Source organism: Bradyrhizobium stylosanthis (assembly GCF_001641335.1).
Classification (GTDB): domain Bacteria; phylum Pseudomonadota; class Alphaproteobacteria; order Rhizobiales; family Xanthobacteraceae; genus Bradyrhizobium; species Bradyrhizobium stylosanthis.
In genome coordinates this window covers 653,927-669,465 of the sequence record NZ_LVEM01000001.1, presented here as the reverse complement: position 1 = coordinate 669,465, position 15,539 = coordinate 653,927, and the positions used below count along the sequence as shown (strand labels likewise).

Genomic DNA, 15,539 nt, shown 5'->3' with positions numbered 1-15,539 from the left:
AATCTCCCGAATATAGGTTCAGCTATCAGGACAAGAACGGTAAGTTCTCAACGAACAGGCCGAGCGTTCTGCAGTGGGCTGTCGCAATTAGAATCGTCCTGCAGGGTGTCGCTGCCGTGATCATTGCGAGCGGCGTCGCCTGGGCGCTCTACGCGCATGGTGGCGCAGTTGCTAAGGTCGCAACAACTTTGCTGAGCAGAGTTTGATTACGCGCCGAAGAGCGAGGTATCCAATGCGAACGCCGCAGCCCATGCCGCGTCGGCCTCATCTTCATTTAGATTTTTGCCCCAACGATCCTTCGCAGCCGCCTGCATCTCAGGTTTCTTCGCGTTGCCGGTGGCGTGGATCTTCAGCTTGCTGAGGTGGATCGTCGACCATGGCAGCCCCGCCAGCTCGCAGGCGAGTGCGGCAGCTCCGAGCATTGGGAAGAGAGCTTTGACGCTTGAGAACTGGCCGGAGAATGGCTCCTCGATGCAGGCGCCGATGCAATCCAGTCCGCCGAAGCGCTGGACGACCCCGTGAACGCCGACCGTCCTGCTGCCGATGTTGCCTTCAAACCGAAGTGCCTGGGCATCGAGTGCTCCATCTAGATACACCCTGCATATGCCGAGGGTTGTTCCGAGGTCCAATCCGAGCACGTACTTGCGGCTCAAGCACTGGGCTTTGTTGGTTTACCCACAACGTAGAGAGGAAGCTTGCGCCGGGCTTTGCGGATCAGCGCGTTAATCTCGTCCACGAGTTTGGCTGGCACGCGAAGGGGGACGGTAGGTTCGCCATACGGCCCCCTGCCCGGCTTAGGGCCAGGTCGCTTCCGGGGCTGGAATGTCTGCATGGCAGAATCGCGAGCCGAGGAGAGAATCCCGTCAAACGATTCTCATCATCAAAGTGTGTGCAGGACTTCCCGCTTCTCGAATGTCCGATCGCTCCGGTAGAAGCTCTCGTAGGATTTATCATCGCCGTAAAACACGGAATGGACGCCGTACTCGTTAGTGTCCTTGAGCCAGAACCCTTCCACCACTTCAGCGATGTCATAGAGCTTGTAAACGGCCATCTCGGCCGACTCATAGAGCTGGCTGCCGTCAGACAGTTGAAAATTGGACAGTGCACTCCGACGCGCGGCGTTGAACTCCCTCACCGCTTGCTTCAGCCGCTCCTTGAATTTCGAGTCCTTCACTTTCCGCACGTAACCGTAGAGATGGTCTTCCTCTTTCTTGCTGAGCATCGGCATCTGCATGCGCCATTCCTCTGACGCCGCACGCTGCAGCGAGTGGAATCTCACCAGATTCAAGAAGTGCTCCTCAAGGTCGTCTTCGCTATAGCGTTCAAGGGTCTCCCGGTAGAGAATATAGGGGCGCGTCCCGATGAAGTCGAAGTTCTCATACACCGGGTATCGCTCGGTGAGGATGAGGAGTTGAGCCTCCCACACCTTTGCATCCGCGGCAAACAGCTTTTCCTGCTCTGCGAGCGCCCGGTTATAGATGGTGCAATAACGATCTGGGTTTATCTCGATGAGGTAGTTGGACAGCTCGCGCGCATATGCATGGATGAGATTGCTGCGGTCGACGGCCGATGCCCGCGATGACACGGAGGTGTCCTGCGATGCAGGCTTTGCCTTGGGACGAACCCCGTAGCCAGCAAGTGTCCCCATAGCGAAAATCAGGATGTATCCCCAATCCATCGTCAGTCCTCATCGTGCAGAAGCATACCTTCCTTCTGGAAGGTGCTGTCGGTCCGGTAATAGCTCTCGATGAAATCGTCACCGTTGCCGGCGAAGAAGCTGTACATCCCGTATTCGTCGAGATCTTTGAAATAGAAGCCAACACGGCTCTCGACGAAATGGTCGAGGTGAAAAGCTTGGAGATGAGCGGTCTCGAACACCATTTCGCCGTGCTTGGCCCGCCACAGCGGCTGGTCGCGCTCCCGCCAATGGTATTCGCGCATCCCCGCCTTGATGTGATCGTAGAGGCGGTTGTCTTTTGCTAGTCGCTCATTGGCGACTTTCGCCCGCTCCACATTCCTTGACCGCTGCCACAGGTACCATGCTCCAGCGATCACCAGCACGATCAGAAACGACTCCATGATGCTCCCCCCGGCCCATTATCGCCCGGAGGTTGCGGCAGCTCAATACTGCGGCCGCTTCAGCAACTCGGGCAGCCGGGAGATCGCCTTCGCAATCCGCCGCGCTTCCTCGCGTGATAAAAACTGGTGGGCGTACTGGTAGCCGTTGCGATGGAGATCTTCGCGATGGGGGACGCCGCAGAGAAGCCGCTGGCGTCCTTCACCTCGAAGCTGTCCTTGCGCTCCTCCATGGTCCAGGGAGCCGGGAAGCGCCGCAGATTGTCCATCAGGCCCTGCGGTTCGCAGGAGTGCTTTTGAGGGGGTTGCCGGAAGCGTAAGCTGGACCCTTCAGCCGCTCCTCACCCAGTAGCAGGTCGCGCTGGTCACACAGCCCATCGATCTTGGCCAGCATCCGGCTCAGCAGCGCTTCCGCGGAAGCGGTCGATATTCCGGCCCGCTGAAGCGCCAGGATCTCTTTCCGCTGGCGGCCCACCTGCCGGCGCATGTGCTCGATCTCGCTCCTGACTGGGTCGATTCCCATGCCCATCACCTCGCTGTCTATCAGAGAAGAACAAAGAGAGAACATAAGTCCAGGATTTTCACGGAACCGTGATAGACGGAAACGAGAGGGAACCCGCCCGCGATGATAAATAAGAAGGATTCTTAATTGAATTCAATAACTTAAACAAATATAGGAGTAACAAATGAACACTACTAAAATACCTTCCAACCTCATCTTCCGTTGTAACGATTGTGGACCCCAGACCATTTCCTGGGAGTGGCAGTGTCCGAATGACACCAAGATCACCTGCCCCAACTGCGGAAAAGGTATGGGGGTAACAGTCAGGAAAGCCAGGGAAATCCTCCACGAGGAAGGCTTCAGGGCTGTAAGGAGAATTCTCCGAGGTCGATAATCTGGGAGGGGACCTACGGGTCCCCTTTCCACTTTTAGGATCGGGCCAAGCCGTTCAGGAGCCGTTGCCGCTCCAGCACCCCCGAGCCGATGGCCAGCCGGATATCGGCGATGAACTCGGCGACGCTGGGCAGCTTGGTCCGGCCGACCACGGTCCACTTCGCGACCTTGCGGATGGCATAAAGCGGGAAGTCTTCGAGGTAGCGGCACCATTCAGCGACCTGCAGCGTCAGCTTGGCCTGGCCCCGGTGTAGACGTCCATCACGGCGAACATCGGGGCGATGACCTTTTCTAGCTCATTGCCGCGCTCCAGATGTACGGCTTCCTCGGCAGTTCGCGGAGCGACGACAGTGAGAGCGCCAGGTTGCGGGTCAGTCGGCCTTGCGACCGCCGTGGACGGCGTTGCCACTGGTCCAGTAGTCGCGGAAGTCTTCCCATTCGAGGCCGCAGCGTTGAACGTCCCATCCGAATTGTTGGAAGGCCCAGTTGGTCCACTCAGGGAGCGGGTACTGAGAGTTGCCGAGAAATTCTTCAAGGCGGATTGCAGACGTTGATACACGACGGGAGGCTTTCGTTGGTTTAAGGGGTAAGGGGTTTTCTGTCTCTTTATCTGTCTCTGCCTCTCGCGAGCGCGCGTGAGGGCTAGCGTCTGCTGGCGGCGTGCTAGCGTCCGCTACACATTCAAGGAATCCGCAATCAATCAGCGGCTTGAACACTGGTGTGCGAGACAATTGACCGACCCCGCTAGGCAACACTCCTGCCGGTCGATCAGCGCGTCGCCCACACTTTGAAGCCGAGATTAGTTCCTTGGCCGTCGCCCTGCCCTAAGCGGACGCGGCGGCAGGTCTCCCTTCACAGGGACAGCAAATAGATCAGGGATGGATGCCTTCAGCGCAACCGCCAACTTCTCAAGCACTGCCACCGATGGGTTTTCAAGCCCGCGCTCGAGACGGCTGACATAGGTTCTGTCGATTCCCGCGTCGACCGCAAGGGCCTCCTGCGAAAGTCCCTGGCCAACGCGCAGTCGCCGGATATTTCTGGCCACCAAGGCTTGCGCTTTCATGCGCGCAAGCGACCATTCATGGGCCTATTAAACCACGGACAATAGTGCTACTATTATGCAGGCTTTTGAACTGCTCTTCCGAGCGGAAGGATCAACAGGTGATACAATTAGATCTGAGCAGCACTTGGTATGGCAAAGCGTCTGCACGACCGTACGGGGAGCGAACGCGCTCAGACGAGGAAGCTCGAAGAAACCTACCCAGCTCCTCCACGCCAGGCAGGAAAGACTGCAGCGAGTAGTGACGGTGTCAGGTGTCGAAACAGACCCCCATCTCTTTTCCTCTAATCGACAAACCATCGCCACTCATGATGGAAGATCTTGAACCTTTCGTTGAATTCCCTGGACACCAAAGCCTTGTGCGCGTGAACGACACGTTCCGCCTTGGATACCGATCCAAGCAAACAGGCGTTCCCTTCGCAATCATTGAAATCCCGGCCTCGACGGTCGCCCAGTTCATTCCGTTGCAGGCTTCCGTTCGAATGACGATCGACGGAAAAGTTGTCGCCGAAGCTGAACTGCCAAACGATCATGGCGCGCCTGGCCACAGCTCCGAAGGAGTTTCCCTGGTCCAACTGATTGAAAACACCTTGCACGGTGACAATCTCCGCATGGAGGAGGCTAGCCCGCGCGAACTGAACAGCTTGCTCCAAGAACTCGAGACTTCCATGCAGCGGGTAAAGGCCGTCCTCGCCGCTATGCACGTTCAAGGGCTCACGACGTAGACCTCGGGATCGGGAGAAGACGATCCCGGCTCAGAAGTTCCCGGTACCCGGTAGCTGCGGAGTGGCGATATGCCCGCGGCCCAGATTCCGCTGCTAGGTCCGGACCCCGAGATCGACGGTCTGCGCTAAACCCGTGCCTGCGTACCGCCAGCGATGTAGTCCCGAGCAAGCACGCGGTCATGCCCCGCATCATTCCTGCGGCGGAGCATAGCCTGGCTGTGCGGATGACCGGTGTTGGAGTGATCCGCTACTGGCCAGCCGAGCCTGTTGGCGAGGTGTTCCACTTGCCCCATCCGGTCGCGCATGAAGGGCCCCAGGCCAGAGAGCTCCGTGCCATCCTCAGGCGCCACCATGAACCAGAACTGATGGCAGTCGCCTTTCGCTGCATTCGGTGAAGAGCTTGCCTTCGGCGCGGTCGCGCCCTCACAGAGTTCGTCCGACTCGCCCTCTCGCGTGACACCGTCGCTCTGCACGTAGCGCAGACGCACGCGGATGGGCACTGGTGCCAGCCGCCTTGATGCGCACGATGCGCGCCTTGTTCACAACTCGGCGCTAACCTCTGGTAGTCCCCGAGTGGCAAGCACCGCAGCTTATGTGTATCCGCGGTCAATCCAGTCGCCTCAGACGTCGCGCGATGAGCCGTTGCGGCGGCCTTCACTACGGCGTGCCGAATGCGCCGAAGATATCCAGTCGCCTTCCAGACTCTGCGGCTGCCGATGCAACCGACCTTCGCTTCGAACTCGTCGGCGGCGGCGCCATGCATGGCCGTGGGCTTCCCGGCTGAGAAGACCGCGGAAATGTAAAGCCAATGAACTATTGCCCAGTCGCTGACGCAATCGGCGAACCAGTGCATTGCCTTAGGTCCCCATTGGCGACATCTAGATCCCCGGTTGGCGACATCGCGGCCTGCGGTATCCCTAACTCTTGGATGTGCAGACAACGACTTAGAAGCGATCAGGCACCATTGCTTTTATCTTGCAATTGCTCCCCTTCCTCTTTGTTGCTCGCTGACTCTTCCTCATCTTGCCGCACCCGCGTTTGCCGATCCAAGCGACACGCAAAAAAGCTGACCACTCGGCACGTGTCCAGGCCATCAATATGAGCCTCCCGACGGCCTATAGAGTGGCCGCAAACTCTAGTGGAAATGCAACGATCTTCCGCATCGGAATAGCGAGAAAAGCCATCGAGCGACCTTCAATTCCGGGGAAAATTCCACTCCGCGCAAGTGCATTTCTCCGGTCGAAACGAACGTTTCGCCAGCTGCTCAACCGCGCGCGTGCCACTGTTTGCCGCGCTTGCGATAGCGATCGTTACCCGAAGGGCCGAGACACCCATAGGGTGGCTCGGTGAGGAGCGAAGCGACGAATAGAGCGCGGGCCGAAGGCATCGCCCAAATGCCATGTGCAGCCGTCGGACGCTTGCTTGTGATGCGCTTGACCTCAGCCATTTTCGCTTCCTGTCCCTGCTATGACAAGGTCCTGGCATCGATGCCAGACAACGTCGCCAACCGCAGAATTTGGAAGCACGACGAGCAGTTTGGAGAGACAATATTTGGCTGAAACACAAGAAATCCGAGCTCGAAAGATCGCCTATTTGGCCTCGGAAACTCCACGAACCGATGAGGATTCTTTGGTCGGCCGAGTAAGTTCTTGACGCCGGAGCCGTCGACGTTGATCGAGAAATCTGGCGTCCTGGCGGCAAGAAAGGCTCCCGCGCAAAACGCGGGAGCCCAGAATCTTGACCTAGTCGGCAGGGTTTCAGACCAGGAAGAAGCCGCGTTCGCCGCGCAGGCCACCCCCTCGGCCAAGGTTGGCGTAGAGCTTGCGGCCCCCCAGACCAGGTGCTGCAAGTGACAGGCTGACGTAGTCAGTTGCACGACCGTCACCGCACAGGATCCGACCGGATCCGACCTCTAAACCTTCGGTGAAGATGCGGAAGTCTGATGGCATATCGCCGGATTTATCGCGGTTCGGTACGATGTCGATATGGGTGCAGATGGGCAGAAGTTTGAGCTCGCCGCTGAAGCCGCCGTGAATTGTGCGGGTGACGAATCCGATCGCGGTCATGGTCTGTCTCCTTCGTTGCCGCAGGGGCCGATGCCCTGCGATGGCGAGACCGTCATGGCGGCCGGCACCCATCCGAACCCTCGGGGCGAAGCGCAGCGGCGCACCCTAGTCCGTTCCTTTTTTGCAGCGAAGCGACCGCGAGGAACCGGCTCGCCGGCGGGGAAAAAAGAAGCGTACGAGGGTTTCGGATGGGGGACGGCTGCCATAGGTCGTGGCGCCAGAAGCAGGGAATCGTGCCCTACAGACGAAGGTGTCAGGCCTTGCCGCGGAGCGCCCATTCGCACGTGCAAACGGCGCGCAGGCAATGGTTCGAGGCGCGATCCATACCCGACTGGCTCGCCTGGCTAGAGGCCCGGTTTCGCATTGGAAGCATCGCTCTGGCGCCGGCGATCGGGCCGCTAGTCGCCGCGCTAATGACGATTGAACTCGCGAACCATTCAGCAAGAACGCCTCCAAAAGACCGATTAATTCTGGGTTGAGCGCCTTCAAGGCACGCCGCGGATCCGCGGCTTTGTACCTTTCTTTTGAGGGACAAAATGCCCTTCCTCCCCCTTTAAAGCGGCGCAGAGCACGCAAAAAGCCCCGCCTCCGAAGAGGCGGGGCTGTTGATCCGAAGTGATCAGTCGCCGCTGCGTCGCGACCAGATCAGGCTGAAACCGTCCTCGCCTTCGATCTTGACCAGCGAGGCGTAGATCGGAGCCGGAAAGCTCGGATCGTCCAGTTTGACCGAGAGATATTCGCGGTCGCTATCGCGAACGGTCTTCTTCCAGGCGGCGCCGAACTCGGTCGCTCCGGCGAAAATCCTGAAGTCGGGAGCCTTGTCGTTGTCCTTCTCGGACACCGTGAACTTGGCCTTGATGTTGAGCGTGAGCGTCTTGATCGAACCGGTGTAGCCGTTGTCCGAAGCGGTGAAAGTGCCGATGGTCGCCATGATAATCTCCGTCTGTCTGTTGTTCGGGCCGCGCCCATCGCGGCCTCGATGGCGATCTTGGGCCCGGGGAGCGATCGGCCCGCAGCCCTTGGGCCCGCAGCGCAGCGGAGGACGGCGAAAGCCTGCTTTTTTGTCTTGCGCGAGGAATGCCGCCGCCAGGCGGCAGGGGAAAAAAGCAGGCGTGAGCTGTTGCGGGAAGGCGATCGAGGCTCTTGCCGTCCCTCGGGCCTGATCAGCCAATCGAGGGTGCGTTGGACGCGAGCCCATGACCGGACTGACGGCGATTATCATGGCTGCCAACACTCTCCACAGCATCGGAGAACGGCGGCATCGGTCCGAAAAAAGAGACGTCGGTGCATCAATCCAAGGACGACTCACGGAGCAAATCAAAGCGATCCGACGACATTTTTTGCGGGGAAATCGACGGCACTGCATGGAGGAGCGCCTTCGCGACAGCAATCTCGGCACGCGTGGTTGGGACGCGATCAACGCGCTCAGCCCGATCGCTCGCTGTGCAAAAGGAGGCGCAGCACAGCCTCGCTGGCCGCTACAAGTGGCGCAGATCAGACCGATCCTGGCCCGCCTTTGGAGACGAGCTAACGTGAGCGATCGCCGCTTCGCTTCAATTGAATAGGCCGCGCACCGTGAGGTGCGCGGCCGGAATTTGACGAGCGCCGGGGCCTTCCTTGCGGTCCCGCCTCACCTCCTACTCGGCTGCTTGCGAGCAGAACTCATGCCCCTGCGTCGGGTCCGGCGCACGAGCCTGATCCTCCGCTTTGGCCGTGCGCAGCACGGAGGGCAGCCAGTCGGTCGCTGCCAAGAGTTGCTCGGCAGCAGCCGCCATCTCGGCCTTTTTCATCCCCGACAAACGTTCGGCCGCCTCCTCGCCGTCGCCTTCGCGGACAGCCTCTAGAATGACTGCCTTGGTCACCCGGCCGAGATAAGCTTGCACCGTCGGGCGCCAGTATCCGGTCATGTCGAGGTCGACAGCCTCGGCCAAACGGCTGGCCGCCGCCAACGCACGTGGCCTGAGGTCAAATGGCAATTTGACCGCATCTACCGTCAATGCCGTGCAATGGGCGAACAGCGCCATCCTGCTGTCGTGATCGAGTTCGGCTACGAATTCCCACAGCTTGGCAACGTCCCGGGGCATTTGCCTCGCCCAATTGGCATGACGATCCGACCACACTTTCCCGGCCGGGGTATCTTCGATCCCGACCGCATGCGTGCCCAAATCCGTCTTCACGGGTTGGATGCCGACCACGTGGGCATTGGCCCCGATGTAGAAGATTTGTGCTGCGAACGCATGCGTAACCGCCACGATGGCGACGTCCGGCTGCTCGCTCAGATTGATACGTAGCCCCAAGGTGCGATGCGCGGTGAGGTCACGAATGAGCGTGTCGGACAACCGTTGCTCCCCGTCTTCCTCCTCGTTTTCCGTCTCCTCTCCTTCACCATCGCGCGTTGCTTGATCGTCTCCTCCCCCCTCCTCATCCGGGTTCGGAGCGTCGCCGTCCTGACCGGTTGAGGACTTGGATTTCTCATGAAACCGCGCTCGATCCTGACGGTGCCGTCATGATTGAGGATGACGAACGCACCCCCACGCGCTACATCGTGCACGTCGTAAGCCTGCCGTTTCGCCTCCAGTTGCTCGATTTGGCTTTCCAGTTCACCGAACCTAGCATCCACCTCATCAGGCAGCTCGTCGGAGGTTTGATGCTGTTCGGTCAGCCGGTCGAACTCGGACTGAACGGCTTGGAGCGCGGCCTGATCTTCCGCCGAAAGCTCGACCGGATGCGGGAAGGCGCGCCGCATGCCGTGAGCATGCGGGAAGTCAAGATGGGGCTCTGTCCACTTCCATCCCTCGGCCGTCCGCAAGGCATCCGCCTCCCGGCCGAGCCGCGCCGTCACCAAGAGATCGAGCAGCGCTACGTCCTCCAGATAGCCGCCGCGATCCTCGGTGAAGAGGTCGCGCAGGATCGTGCCACCGGCCTCGATGTAGGCCTCAAGCCCGACAAACCGCGCCCGGCGATCGGTCGCGACGATGTGGGTTTCGGTGAGCAGACGGCGTATCGTGCCGGCCTCACGGTCATAAGACAAACGCTCATAGATGCTTTCCTGCCAGGCCTGATCGCCAATGATGGCAAAGGCCATCAACTGATCAAGAGCCAGATTGCCATCGCGATAAAGCTGAACCAATCGCGGCGAGACTGACCCCAATCGCAGCCGTTGCCGCACCACCTGCGGCGTCACGCCGAACCGGGCCGCGATCTCCTCCGCACCAAAACCACGCTCGTCCGCGAGCCTCCTGAACGCCTCGAACTGGTCGGCGGGATGCATGTTTTCCCGGGTGACATTCTCGTCCAGGCTGATCTCGTGCGCGTTGTTGGTGGTGTCGACGACGCAACGGATCGGCTCGGTCTTCTTGATCTCTTCCGCTTTTCCCGCAGCAGTTGGGCAAGCCGCCTGCCCTCGCCGATCGTCACGAGATAGAAGCCGGTAGCGGCTCCCTGTCCGTCCAATTCGGGCTCGACCACGAGATTCTGCAAGATGCCCTTCGCCGCGATACTCGCGGCATAAGCCTCAATCGCCGCCTCACTATGCGGCGTCTTGCGCGCATTGTTGGGAGACTTCTTTAGCTTGTTGAGCGGAATGAACGTCTCCGTCCCGCTTGCGGGGATGATTTCAACTGACTTGGCCGACATGATCATTCTTCCTTTTGCTTCCGTGGGTGCAAGGTGCACCACGCGCCTGCACCCCTGCCCATCGGCGAGATCGGGGGTAGCAAGCGCCAGGGCGACCCGAGCGGAGGGGTATCGCCCGCCCGATGAGGGCCGCTCGCAAGAGCGGGTCTGCACAAGCGCTAGCCATGCAGTCCGAAGTCGGAAGATTGAAAAAAGCGCGGAAGACCGGGGAGACCGCTCGGGGCGGCGCCGGCGCCAGCCGGCGCTTCACCCTGGTGCGCGCGAGGGGCGGCGCCCCTGAGACTCCAAGCATGAGAATGTCGAGCAAGTCAGCGCGAGCCAAAAAAAGACATCGAAAACAAGAGCAGAGTGAGCAAATCAAAAGAGGCACCCGCAGGAGGGTCAGCATAGCGCCGACGCGCAAGCGGCGAGACCCGGGACCGAGTGCAGTCGCGAGACCGGTTCAAGAAGGCACCCGCGCGACGGGCAGTGATAGCGGTGCCGCGAAGCGGCAGCCCTTCGTGCGAGTGCCTCCGGCGAGCGACACATTATATCTTGCGCGAGGGATCGAAGCCGAAGAGCCCGGTTCGCCTATGAAAGCGTCGTGCGACCCAACGTCACACGGCACATGCGTTCGACACAGGATCTCATCACGCCGGCACGGGCGTTGCCCGCGCGGTTTCAAGGCGCCGCGCTTACGGTCAGGATTCTATTGAAATCTACCCGACCACAATCTAGAGTTTAATCTGGCTTCGGGGTTGGGGACAAGGCTGATGCCAGTCTATTTGGACGGCTACAAAACCAATACGCACGACCAAGACAGGAACGACGCTTCGGTCGTCTACATCTCAGGCATTGCGCATGGGCAGGCGCACACGGCCCCACTGACCGTCCCGGCTCACTATGCCCTACGGTGGGGGCACTAGTCATCATGACAGAGACCGCCCCCCCCGCAGAGCCGGCAAAATCCAGCGCCTTCAGTATGCTCGTAAGCGGCGTCTTGATTGCTTTCACGCTCCTCGTCGGCATTGCGTGCATCATCGCTCTCGCCTCGACGCTAACCCAATCACGTATTCTCAGCCTGAACTTCGACGGTGTTCAGGCGAGCATCTGGAAGTTGGATTCCGTGGGCAGGGATTGGAATGAGTTGCGCAGCCAAAGCCTCAAGCAAACAGGGGCAATCCGGACAACAACAACGGATAAGCTCGCCTTGGATGACCAGGTGTTGGCCGCAAGCCAGCGCCTGAATCAGACGAAAGCGCAACTCTTTGACTTGTTGGTGGAAATCGCGGCCCGCATCGACGGTATCGATAGCAAACTGCATGACGTTCTCGTCGGAGACGCCGATTTGGTAACGCGCGCGGCCGCGCTCGCCGCGGCCGAACCGGCCCTACGGACGAACCCACAAAGCTTGGGGCCTATCCTGGACAATTTCGACAAAGCGCGGCAGCAATATATTGACGCACTGGCGAAAGTGAGCGACCTGGAGTCCCAATCCTCCAACCTAGCGCAGAAGCTGAAATACCTGAATGAGAGTGTCGCGGAGATCGGCAAGAGTATCGATGTTGTCTTCACGCGAATAACGAAGAACGTCGATGCGCCGACGCATGCGAAGATTGAGAACGCGCTCTACGAGCTGGACCCATCTTCTGGATGGTTCAAGCGGATCATCAATTGGTTTGTTATCCTGCAGCCAGATGTGCTCGCGCTGTATCTGGTGGTGCTTATGGGCCTGCTCGGAAGCTCTCTTCAGATCCTGCACTCGCTCTTCAGGTCCCGCAGGATTCGAGGTCCTGGCAATTACACTCTCCAACTCAGCGTCGGCGCAATCACCGCGCTCGTGATCTTTATCGTAGCGAAGGCCGGCGTTCCGGTCATAGCTGATGCGTCCCGCCTTTCCGGAGATGCACCCATCAATCCCTATTTCATATCGTTCCTTGCAATCATCTCAGGTCTGCTATCCGAACAGGCAATCATTACGGTCCAGAATCAGGGACAACGGCTCTTTGCGACAGGAGGAGCTGAGACAGACCGCTGGGCTCGCGTCAGCTTGGAGCCAAGCCTGGCTGAACAGTCACTTACCGTCGACCAACTTGCTTCCTATCTCGCGGTCCCATCTGATGCCGCGGCTTCCATCATCAAGGGCGAAATCAAAGCGGATGCAGCGCAACAAAAGACGATCGCCACCTTCCTTCGGAGGACCGTGCGGGATCTCTTCACTGATATACCTCCAGTTATCGCTGCAAACAGCTAGGCACAGCATTCGATGATTATGCGCACGGCCATTCGGACGGCTACGTTTTTGCTATCGGGCTCGGCGGTCTGTGCCGCTGACCTGGGAGGCCGCTTCGGATCGTTCGAGGCAATGCATAGTACTCCCTTCGGCTCGCTCTTCTTCATCGAGGGCGTGTTTCATGATTGGGACATCCCGTCACAACCGCGGTTCGTACTCATTCAGAGCGAGGGTCAGGTCACGCTACCTGCTCAACCGGACGGCTACTGCTTCGCCCTCAACCATTATGTTTCAACAGCCACTCCGATTATCTCTCGCACGTACCGCGTTCGCATCCGCAAGACGCTTGTTAAAGGGAGCGCGAAGCCAGAGCCGTTTTCGGGAGAATACATCCCCACTTCTAATATTTTCTCGTCGGCAGTTCCTACCCTTTGTGTGAATGGAATTGCGGATGTCAGCGCTATTGAGCTTCGGTTCAGCTCGGAGGGCACGAAGGCCTTCAATAAGACGATCTCGTTCCAGATAGAAAACACGCCTCCCTGAGAAGCTCCCATTCACGGTTCGTGCGCTGAGCTGGGCATGGAAGCGGCTGCCCAGACAAACAGGAAGACAATATGTCAGGACCGATTGCTTTCGCGTCTTTCATGTTGATCACAAGCCCGAATTTGGTCGACTGCTTGACAGCCAGATCGGCTGGCTCGCGGCCTATCAGCATTTTGCCAACCTAAGTCGCTGGGCAACGCCGCCGAATAGCGCCCCAATCCATCCAGGACATTCCCAAACGTTCCAAAACATCAAGCGCTCGCGTCGGGTTATCGAGAAGCTCCCATAACAGGAGCAACGTCGATGGACTTTTTCAAAAGCGAGCGAGAGAAGTGGGCGATCAAGCTGGGTCAGGCACAATTGCGTCGGTATCCGGCCATTCCAGCGCTCGATGCGCTCAGCCAGCAGCTCTACAGCACTGCACTGCCGCGCCGTGCTAGCCGCGCGCCTCGATCAGGATCGAGAACGTGTCAATTATTGGATGTCGCCGACGCAGATACTGAGGCTGCGCTATGAACCAGCCAGATCATTCTAGGCAAGTTCAACGGCGTATATCTCGGACATCTATAGGCACAGTGGCTCGAGAATTCTTTGACCTCATGTTCAAAGCCGCCCGCCGCGCCGGCTGTCGTCGCGGCGCTTTGATTTCCCGTCACGACCGCTCTCCCTGCCGTGGGTAGACAATTCGACCCCGGAATGCGCCCAGTCAGGTCGTTACCTCTTACCGGGAGTTCCTTGGACAACGTGTGAAGGTCCATTGCTCCAGCGATGGGGCGTCGTTCGCTGTTGGCCGTAAGGCACCCCGATCATCGGACCACCAACATATCCGGGATCCGGAGTGAGGATCTTGTTCAAGAAGTCGTTCAGTGGATTTGGGCGATACGAGTTAGCACTGGCGGGAGCGTAAGACATTGGGGGTGTCGGCGGATCCGCAGATACGGACTCTGGTTGCACCAATAGCTTGGCGTTGAGGCTCTGGAAGGTTTGTAGAACGGTCCGAATGCGGGCTGTTCCCGTCACGTCGGACGCGTCACCAGTCGGTATGACGACGGCCAGACATTGGTGCTTCCCGTTCGTGGAGAATTCGGGACCGAGGACTTGCACGCTGCGGAATACTTGGCCTTGGCCGCCAGCGCCATCTTCGAGTTGAAGATTTTCAACTGTCACGGTCAATTTGTCGAAGGCGACGACATCTTTGAAACTTGCATCTAGCCGAAGACCGTCGTTTTGCAGGATGCACTTGTAACGCGCAGGCACCAAAGCAAGCTCACTACTTAACGGCGCAAGCTGAGTGCGCCTTGCGAGTTCGTCCGCCGCTCGTTGGTCGGCGAACCGTTTCGCTTCCGCAGCCTCGGCCACTCGCTTTTCTTCGGTCAGATTGGCCCGTATTTCCAAAACGATTTCAGGAGTCACAGGCTTGGTTAGCTCGCGTGTACCTGGAACAGGGATCTGCGCGGCAAACACGTACAAGCGGTTGTCGCGGCGGTAGAACCACAGGCCCGTTGGCAATGAATCTAGGGCTTCGGCATTGCCGAGCGGGGGTGATGCGACACCTGCGCGCTGCAGATCGTAAGCCCGGCATATGTCCGGAGTGACCGGCTGTTTTGGCGTTCCATCCGCCGGATCGAACCCCTGGTCGTCGAACAAGACATACTGCGAAGATCGGACGACATACCATTTGATCGGCCTGCCATCCGCCTGACTAAAGCACGAATTCTTTGGGAGAGTACTGTAAGCCACTTGCACTAAGGGCGGGATAGCAAAAAGGCCTCCGAAGGCGAGCAGACCGATTGCGGCCTGCTTACCGCCGAGCGTCCCCTTGTGAAGAGCGAAGAGAAACGCTCCGAAGGCAATTGCCGTGGCCCGGCTGGTATATGCGAAGCATGTTGCCAGAAAGTCAGCTAAGTCCAGACTAAATCCGAACCTTTCAAAAAAGACTTTTCGGTAGTGATCCCGGGCGAAGTAGAAATCGAAGATATCGGATACGGTCTGAACGAAGTCGTGCGTCGTCTGATAGATACCGTAAACAAAGGCGACGATCGCATGCCACCACGAAGCAATCTGGCTCATTGCCCCAAAAATCCCCTAAACAATGGCTTGATCATAAGGAAGCTGGCTGCCGGCCGCAACCAGAAAGCGAGCCGCCTTAGAGGGGCGCATAGCTACCGCCGCACTTCATCCTGCAAGATCTCGGTCTCGCCAAAGGGCTGATTGCAGCGCCCACCAACTTGCGCAGAGCACGTCGGCTGGCTAAATGTGGCACCCGGAGAGCGTGAGCATAGCGACCCGAAGGGGCACGCGGGTCCGAGTTCAGCGACGAGACCGG

The 15,539-nt window shown here is 58.9% G+C and carries 13 protein-coding genes and 1 pseudogene; 5 read left to right on the top strand and 9 right to left on the bottom strand.

Translation table 11 applies throughout. The annotated features are described in order from the left end of the window. Positions 1–206: 206 nt before the first annotated feature. From A7X65_RS03335 to A7X65_RS03310, 5 genes are all read right to left on the bottom strand, one after another. Positions 207–653, bottom strand: coding sequence for a hypothetical protein (locus A7X65_RS03335; RefSeq protein WP_063682905.1), 447 nt, complete (start codon positions 651–653; stop codon positions 207–209). A 227-nt stretch (positions 654–880) separates the two neighbouring features. Continuing rightward, complete coding sequence (locus A7X65_RS03330; protein ID WP_063682904.1) at positions 881–1,678, bottom strand: hypothetical protein; 798 nt, start codon at positions 1,676–1,678, stop codon at positions 881–883. 2 nt (positions 1,679–1,680) lie between these two features. Beyond that, positions 1,681–2,079 (bottom strand): hypothetical protein, encoded by a 399-nt coding sequence (locus A7X65_RS03325; RefSeq protein WP_063682903.1) that lies wholly within the window; start codon positions 2,077–2,079, stop codon positions 1,681–1,683. Positions 2,080–2,344: 265 nt separating this feature from the next. Then, on the bottom strand, positions 2,345–2,599 hold the full coding sequence (locus A7X65_RS03315) for a hypothetical protein (protein WP_063684778.1): 255 nt from the start codon (positions 2,597–2,599) through the stop codon (positions 2,345–2,347). A 1,171-nt stretch (positions 2,600–3,770) separates the two neighbouring features. After that, positions 3,771–4,034, bottom strand: coding sequence for a helix-turn-helix domain-containing protein (locus A7X65_RS03310; RefSeq protein ID WP_063682902.1), 264 nt, complete (start codon positions 4,032–4,034; stop codon positions 3,771–3,773). Between the two features lie 251 nt (positions 4,035–4,285). On the opposite strand from A7X65_RS03310, the gene A7X65_RS03305 reads away from it, so the two are divergent. Further along, on the top strand, positions 4,286–4,756 hold the full coding sequence (locus A7X65_RS03305; protein WP_156527616.1) for a hypothetical protein: 471 nt from the start codon (positions 4,286–4,288) through the stop codon (positions 4,754–4,756). 1,757 nt (positions 4,757–6,513) lie between these two features. Here the strand turns inward: A7X65_RS03305 and A7X65_RS03295 are convergent. Together A7X65_RS03295 and A7X65_RS03290 are read right to left on the bottom strand one after the other, a co-directional pair. Next, a complete protein-coding gene (locus tag A7X65_RS03295; protein ID WP_063682899.1) occupies positions 6,514–6,822 on the bottom strand; it encodes a DUF736 family protein in 309 nt (102 codons plus the stop codon). 619 nt (positions 6,823–7,441) lie between these two features. Further along, positions 7,442–7,753, bottom strand: coding sequence for a DUF736 domain-containing protein (locus A7X65_RS03290; protein WP_063682898.1), 312 nt, complete (start codon positions 7,751–7,753; stop codon positions 7,442–7,444). 265 nt (positions 7,754–8,018) lie between these two features. Here A7X65_RS03290 and A7X65_RS41445 point away from each other — a divergent pair, with 265 nt between their 5' ends. Continuing rightward, a complete protein-coding gene (locus A7X65_RS41445) occupies positions 8,019–8,387 on the top strand; it encodes a hypothetical protein (RefSeq protein WP_156527615.1) in 369 nt (122 codons plus the stop codon). A 72-nt stretch (positions 8,388–8,459) separates the two neighbouring features. Here the strand turns inward: A7X65_RS41445 and A7X65_RS43775 are convergent. Continuing rightward, positions 8,460–10,458, bottom strand: a pseudogene (locus A7X65_RS43775) (ParB/RepB/Spo0J family partition protein). Between the two features lie 910 nt (positions 10,459–11,368). Here A7X65_RS43775 and A7X65_RS03280 point away from each other — a divergent pair. The 3 genes from A7X65_RS03280 to A7X65_RS41440 all read left to right on the top strand — a co-directional run bounded on the left by A7X65_RS03280 (position 11,369) and on the right by A7X65_RS41440 (position 13,729). Beyond that, on the top strand, positions 11,369–12,691 hold the full coding sequence (locus A7X65_RS03280; protein ID WP_156527614.1) for a hypothetical protein: 1,323 nt from the start codon (positions 11,369–11,371) through the stop codon (positions 12,689–12,691). A gap of 12 nt (positions 12,692–12,703) precedes the next feature. Continuing rightward, on the top strand, positions 12,704–13,213 hold the full coding sequence (locus A7X65_RS03275; RefSeq protein ID WP_063682896.1) for a hypothetical protein: 510 nt from the start codon (positions 12,704–12,706) through the stop codon (positions 13,211–13,213). Positions 13,214–13,516: 303 nt separating this feature from the next. Then, the gene (locus tag A7X65_RS41440) at positions 13,517–13,729 is read left to right on the top strand and encodes a hypothetical protein (protein ID WP_156527613.1); all 213 of its coding nucleotides are present in this window, start codon (positions 13,517–13,519) and stop codon (positions 13,727–13,729) included. Positions 13,730–13,927: 198 nt separating this feature from the next. Here A7X65_RS41440 and A7X65_RS03270 read toward each other — a convergent pair whose 3' ends face one another. Continuing rightward, on the bottom strand, positions 13,928–15,283 hold the full coding sequence (locus A7X65_RS03270; RefSeq protein WP_063682895.1) for a hypothetical protein: 1,356 nt from the start codon (positions 15,281–15,283) through the stop codon (positions 13,928–13,930). Positions 15,284–15,539 lie beyond the last annotated feature (256 nt).

Excerpts from the sequence above, each read along its gene's own strand:
- A7X65_RS03290 (WP_063682898.1), bottom strand. The coding sequence starts at position 7,753 with ATGGCGACCATCGGCACTTTCACCGCTTCGGACAACGGCTACACCGGT.
- A7X65_RS03270 (WP_063682895.1), bottom strand. The coding sequence starts at position 15,283 with ATGAGCCAGATTGCTTCGTGGTGGCATGCGATCGTCGCCTTTGTTTAC.
- A7X65_RS03330 (WP_063682904.1), bottom strand. The coding sequence starts at position 1,678 with ATGGATTGGGGATACATCCTGATTTTCGCTATGGGGACACTTGCTGGC.
- A7X65_RS03295 (WP_063682899.1), bottom strand. The coding sequence starts at position 6,822 with ATGACCGCGATCGGATTCGTCACCCGCACAATTCACGGCGGCTTCAGC.
- A7X65_RS41440 (WP_156527613.1), top strand. The coding sequence starts at position 13,517 with ATGGACTTTTTCAAAAGCGAGCGAGAGAAGTGGGCGATCAAGCTGGGT.
- A7X65_RS41445 (WP_156527615.1), top strand. The coding sequence starts at position 8,019 with ATGACCGGACTGACGGCGATTATCATGGCTGCCAACACTCTCCACAGC.
- A7X65_RS03275 (WP_063682896.1), top strand. The coding sequence starts at position 12,704 with ATGATTATGCGCACGGCCATTCGGACGGCTACGTTTTTGCTATCGGGC.
- A7X65_RS03310 (WP_063682902.1), bottom strand. The coding sequence starts at position 4,034 with ATGAAAGCGCAAGCCTTGGTGGCCAGAAATATCCGGCGACTGCGCGTT.
- A7X65_RS03315 (WP_063684778.1), bottom strand. The coding sequence starts at position 2,599 with ATGGGAATCGACCCAGTCAGGAGCGAGATCGAGCACATGCGCCGGCAG.
- A7X65_RS03280 (WP_156527614.1), top strand. The coding sequence starts at position 11,369 with ATGACAGAGACCGCCCCCCCCGCAGAGCCGGCAAAATCCAGCGCCTTC.
- A7X65_RS03325 (WP_063682903.1), bottom strand. The coding sequence starts at position 2,079 with ATGGAGTCGTTTCTGATCGTGCTGGTGATCGCTGGAGCATGGTACCTG.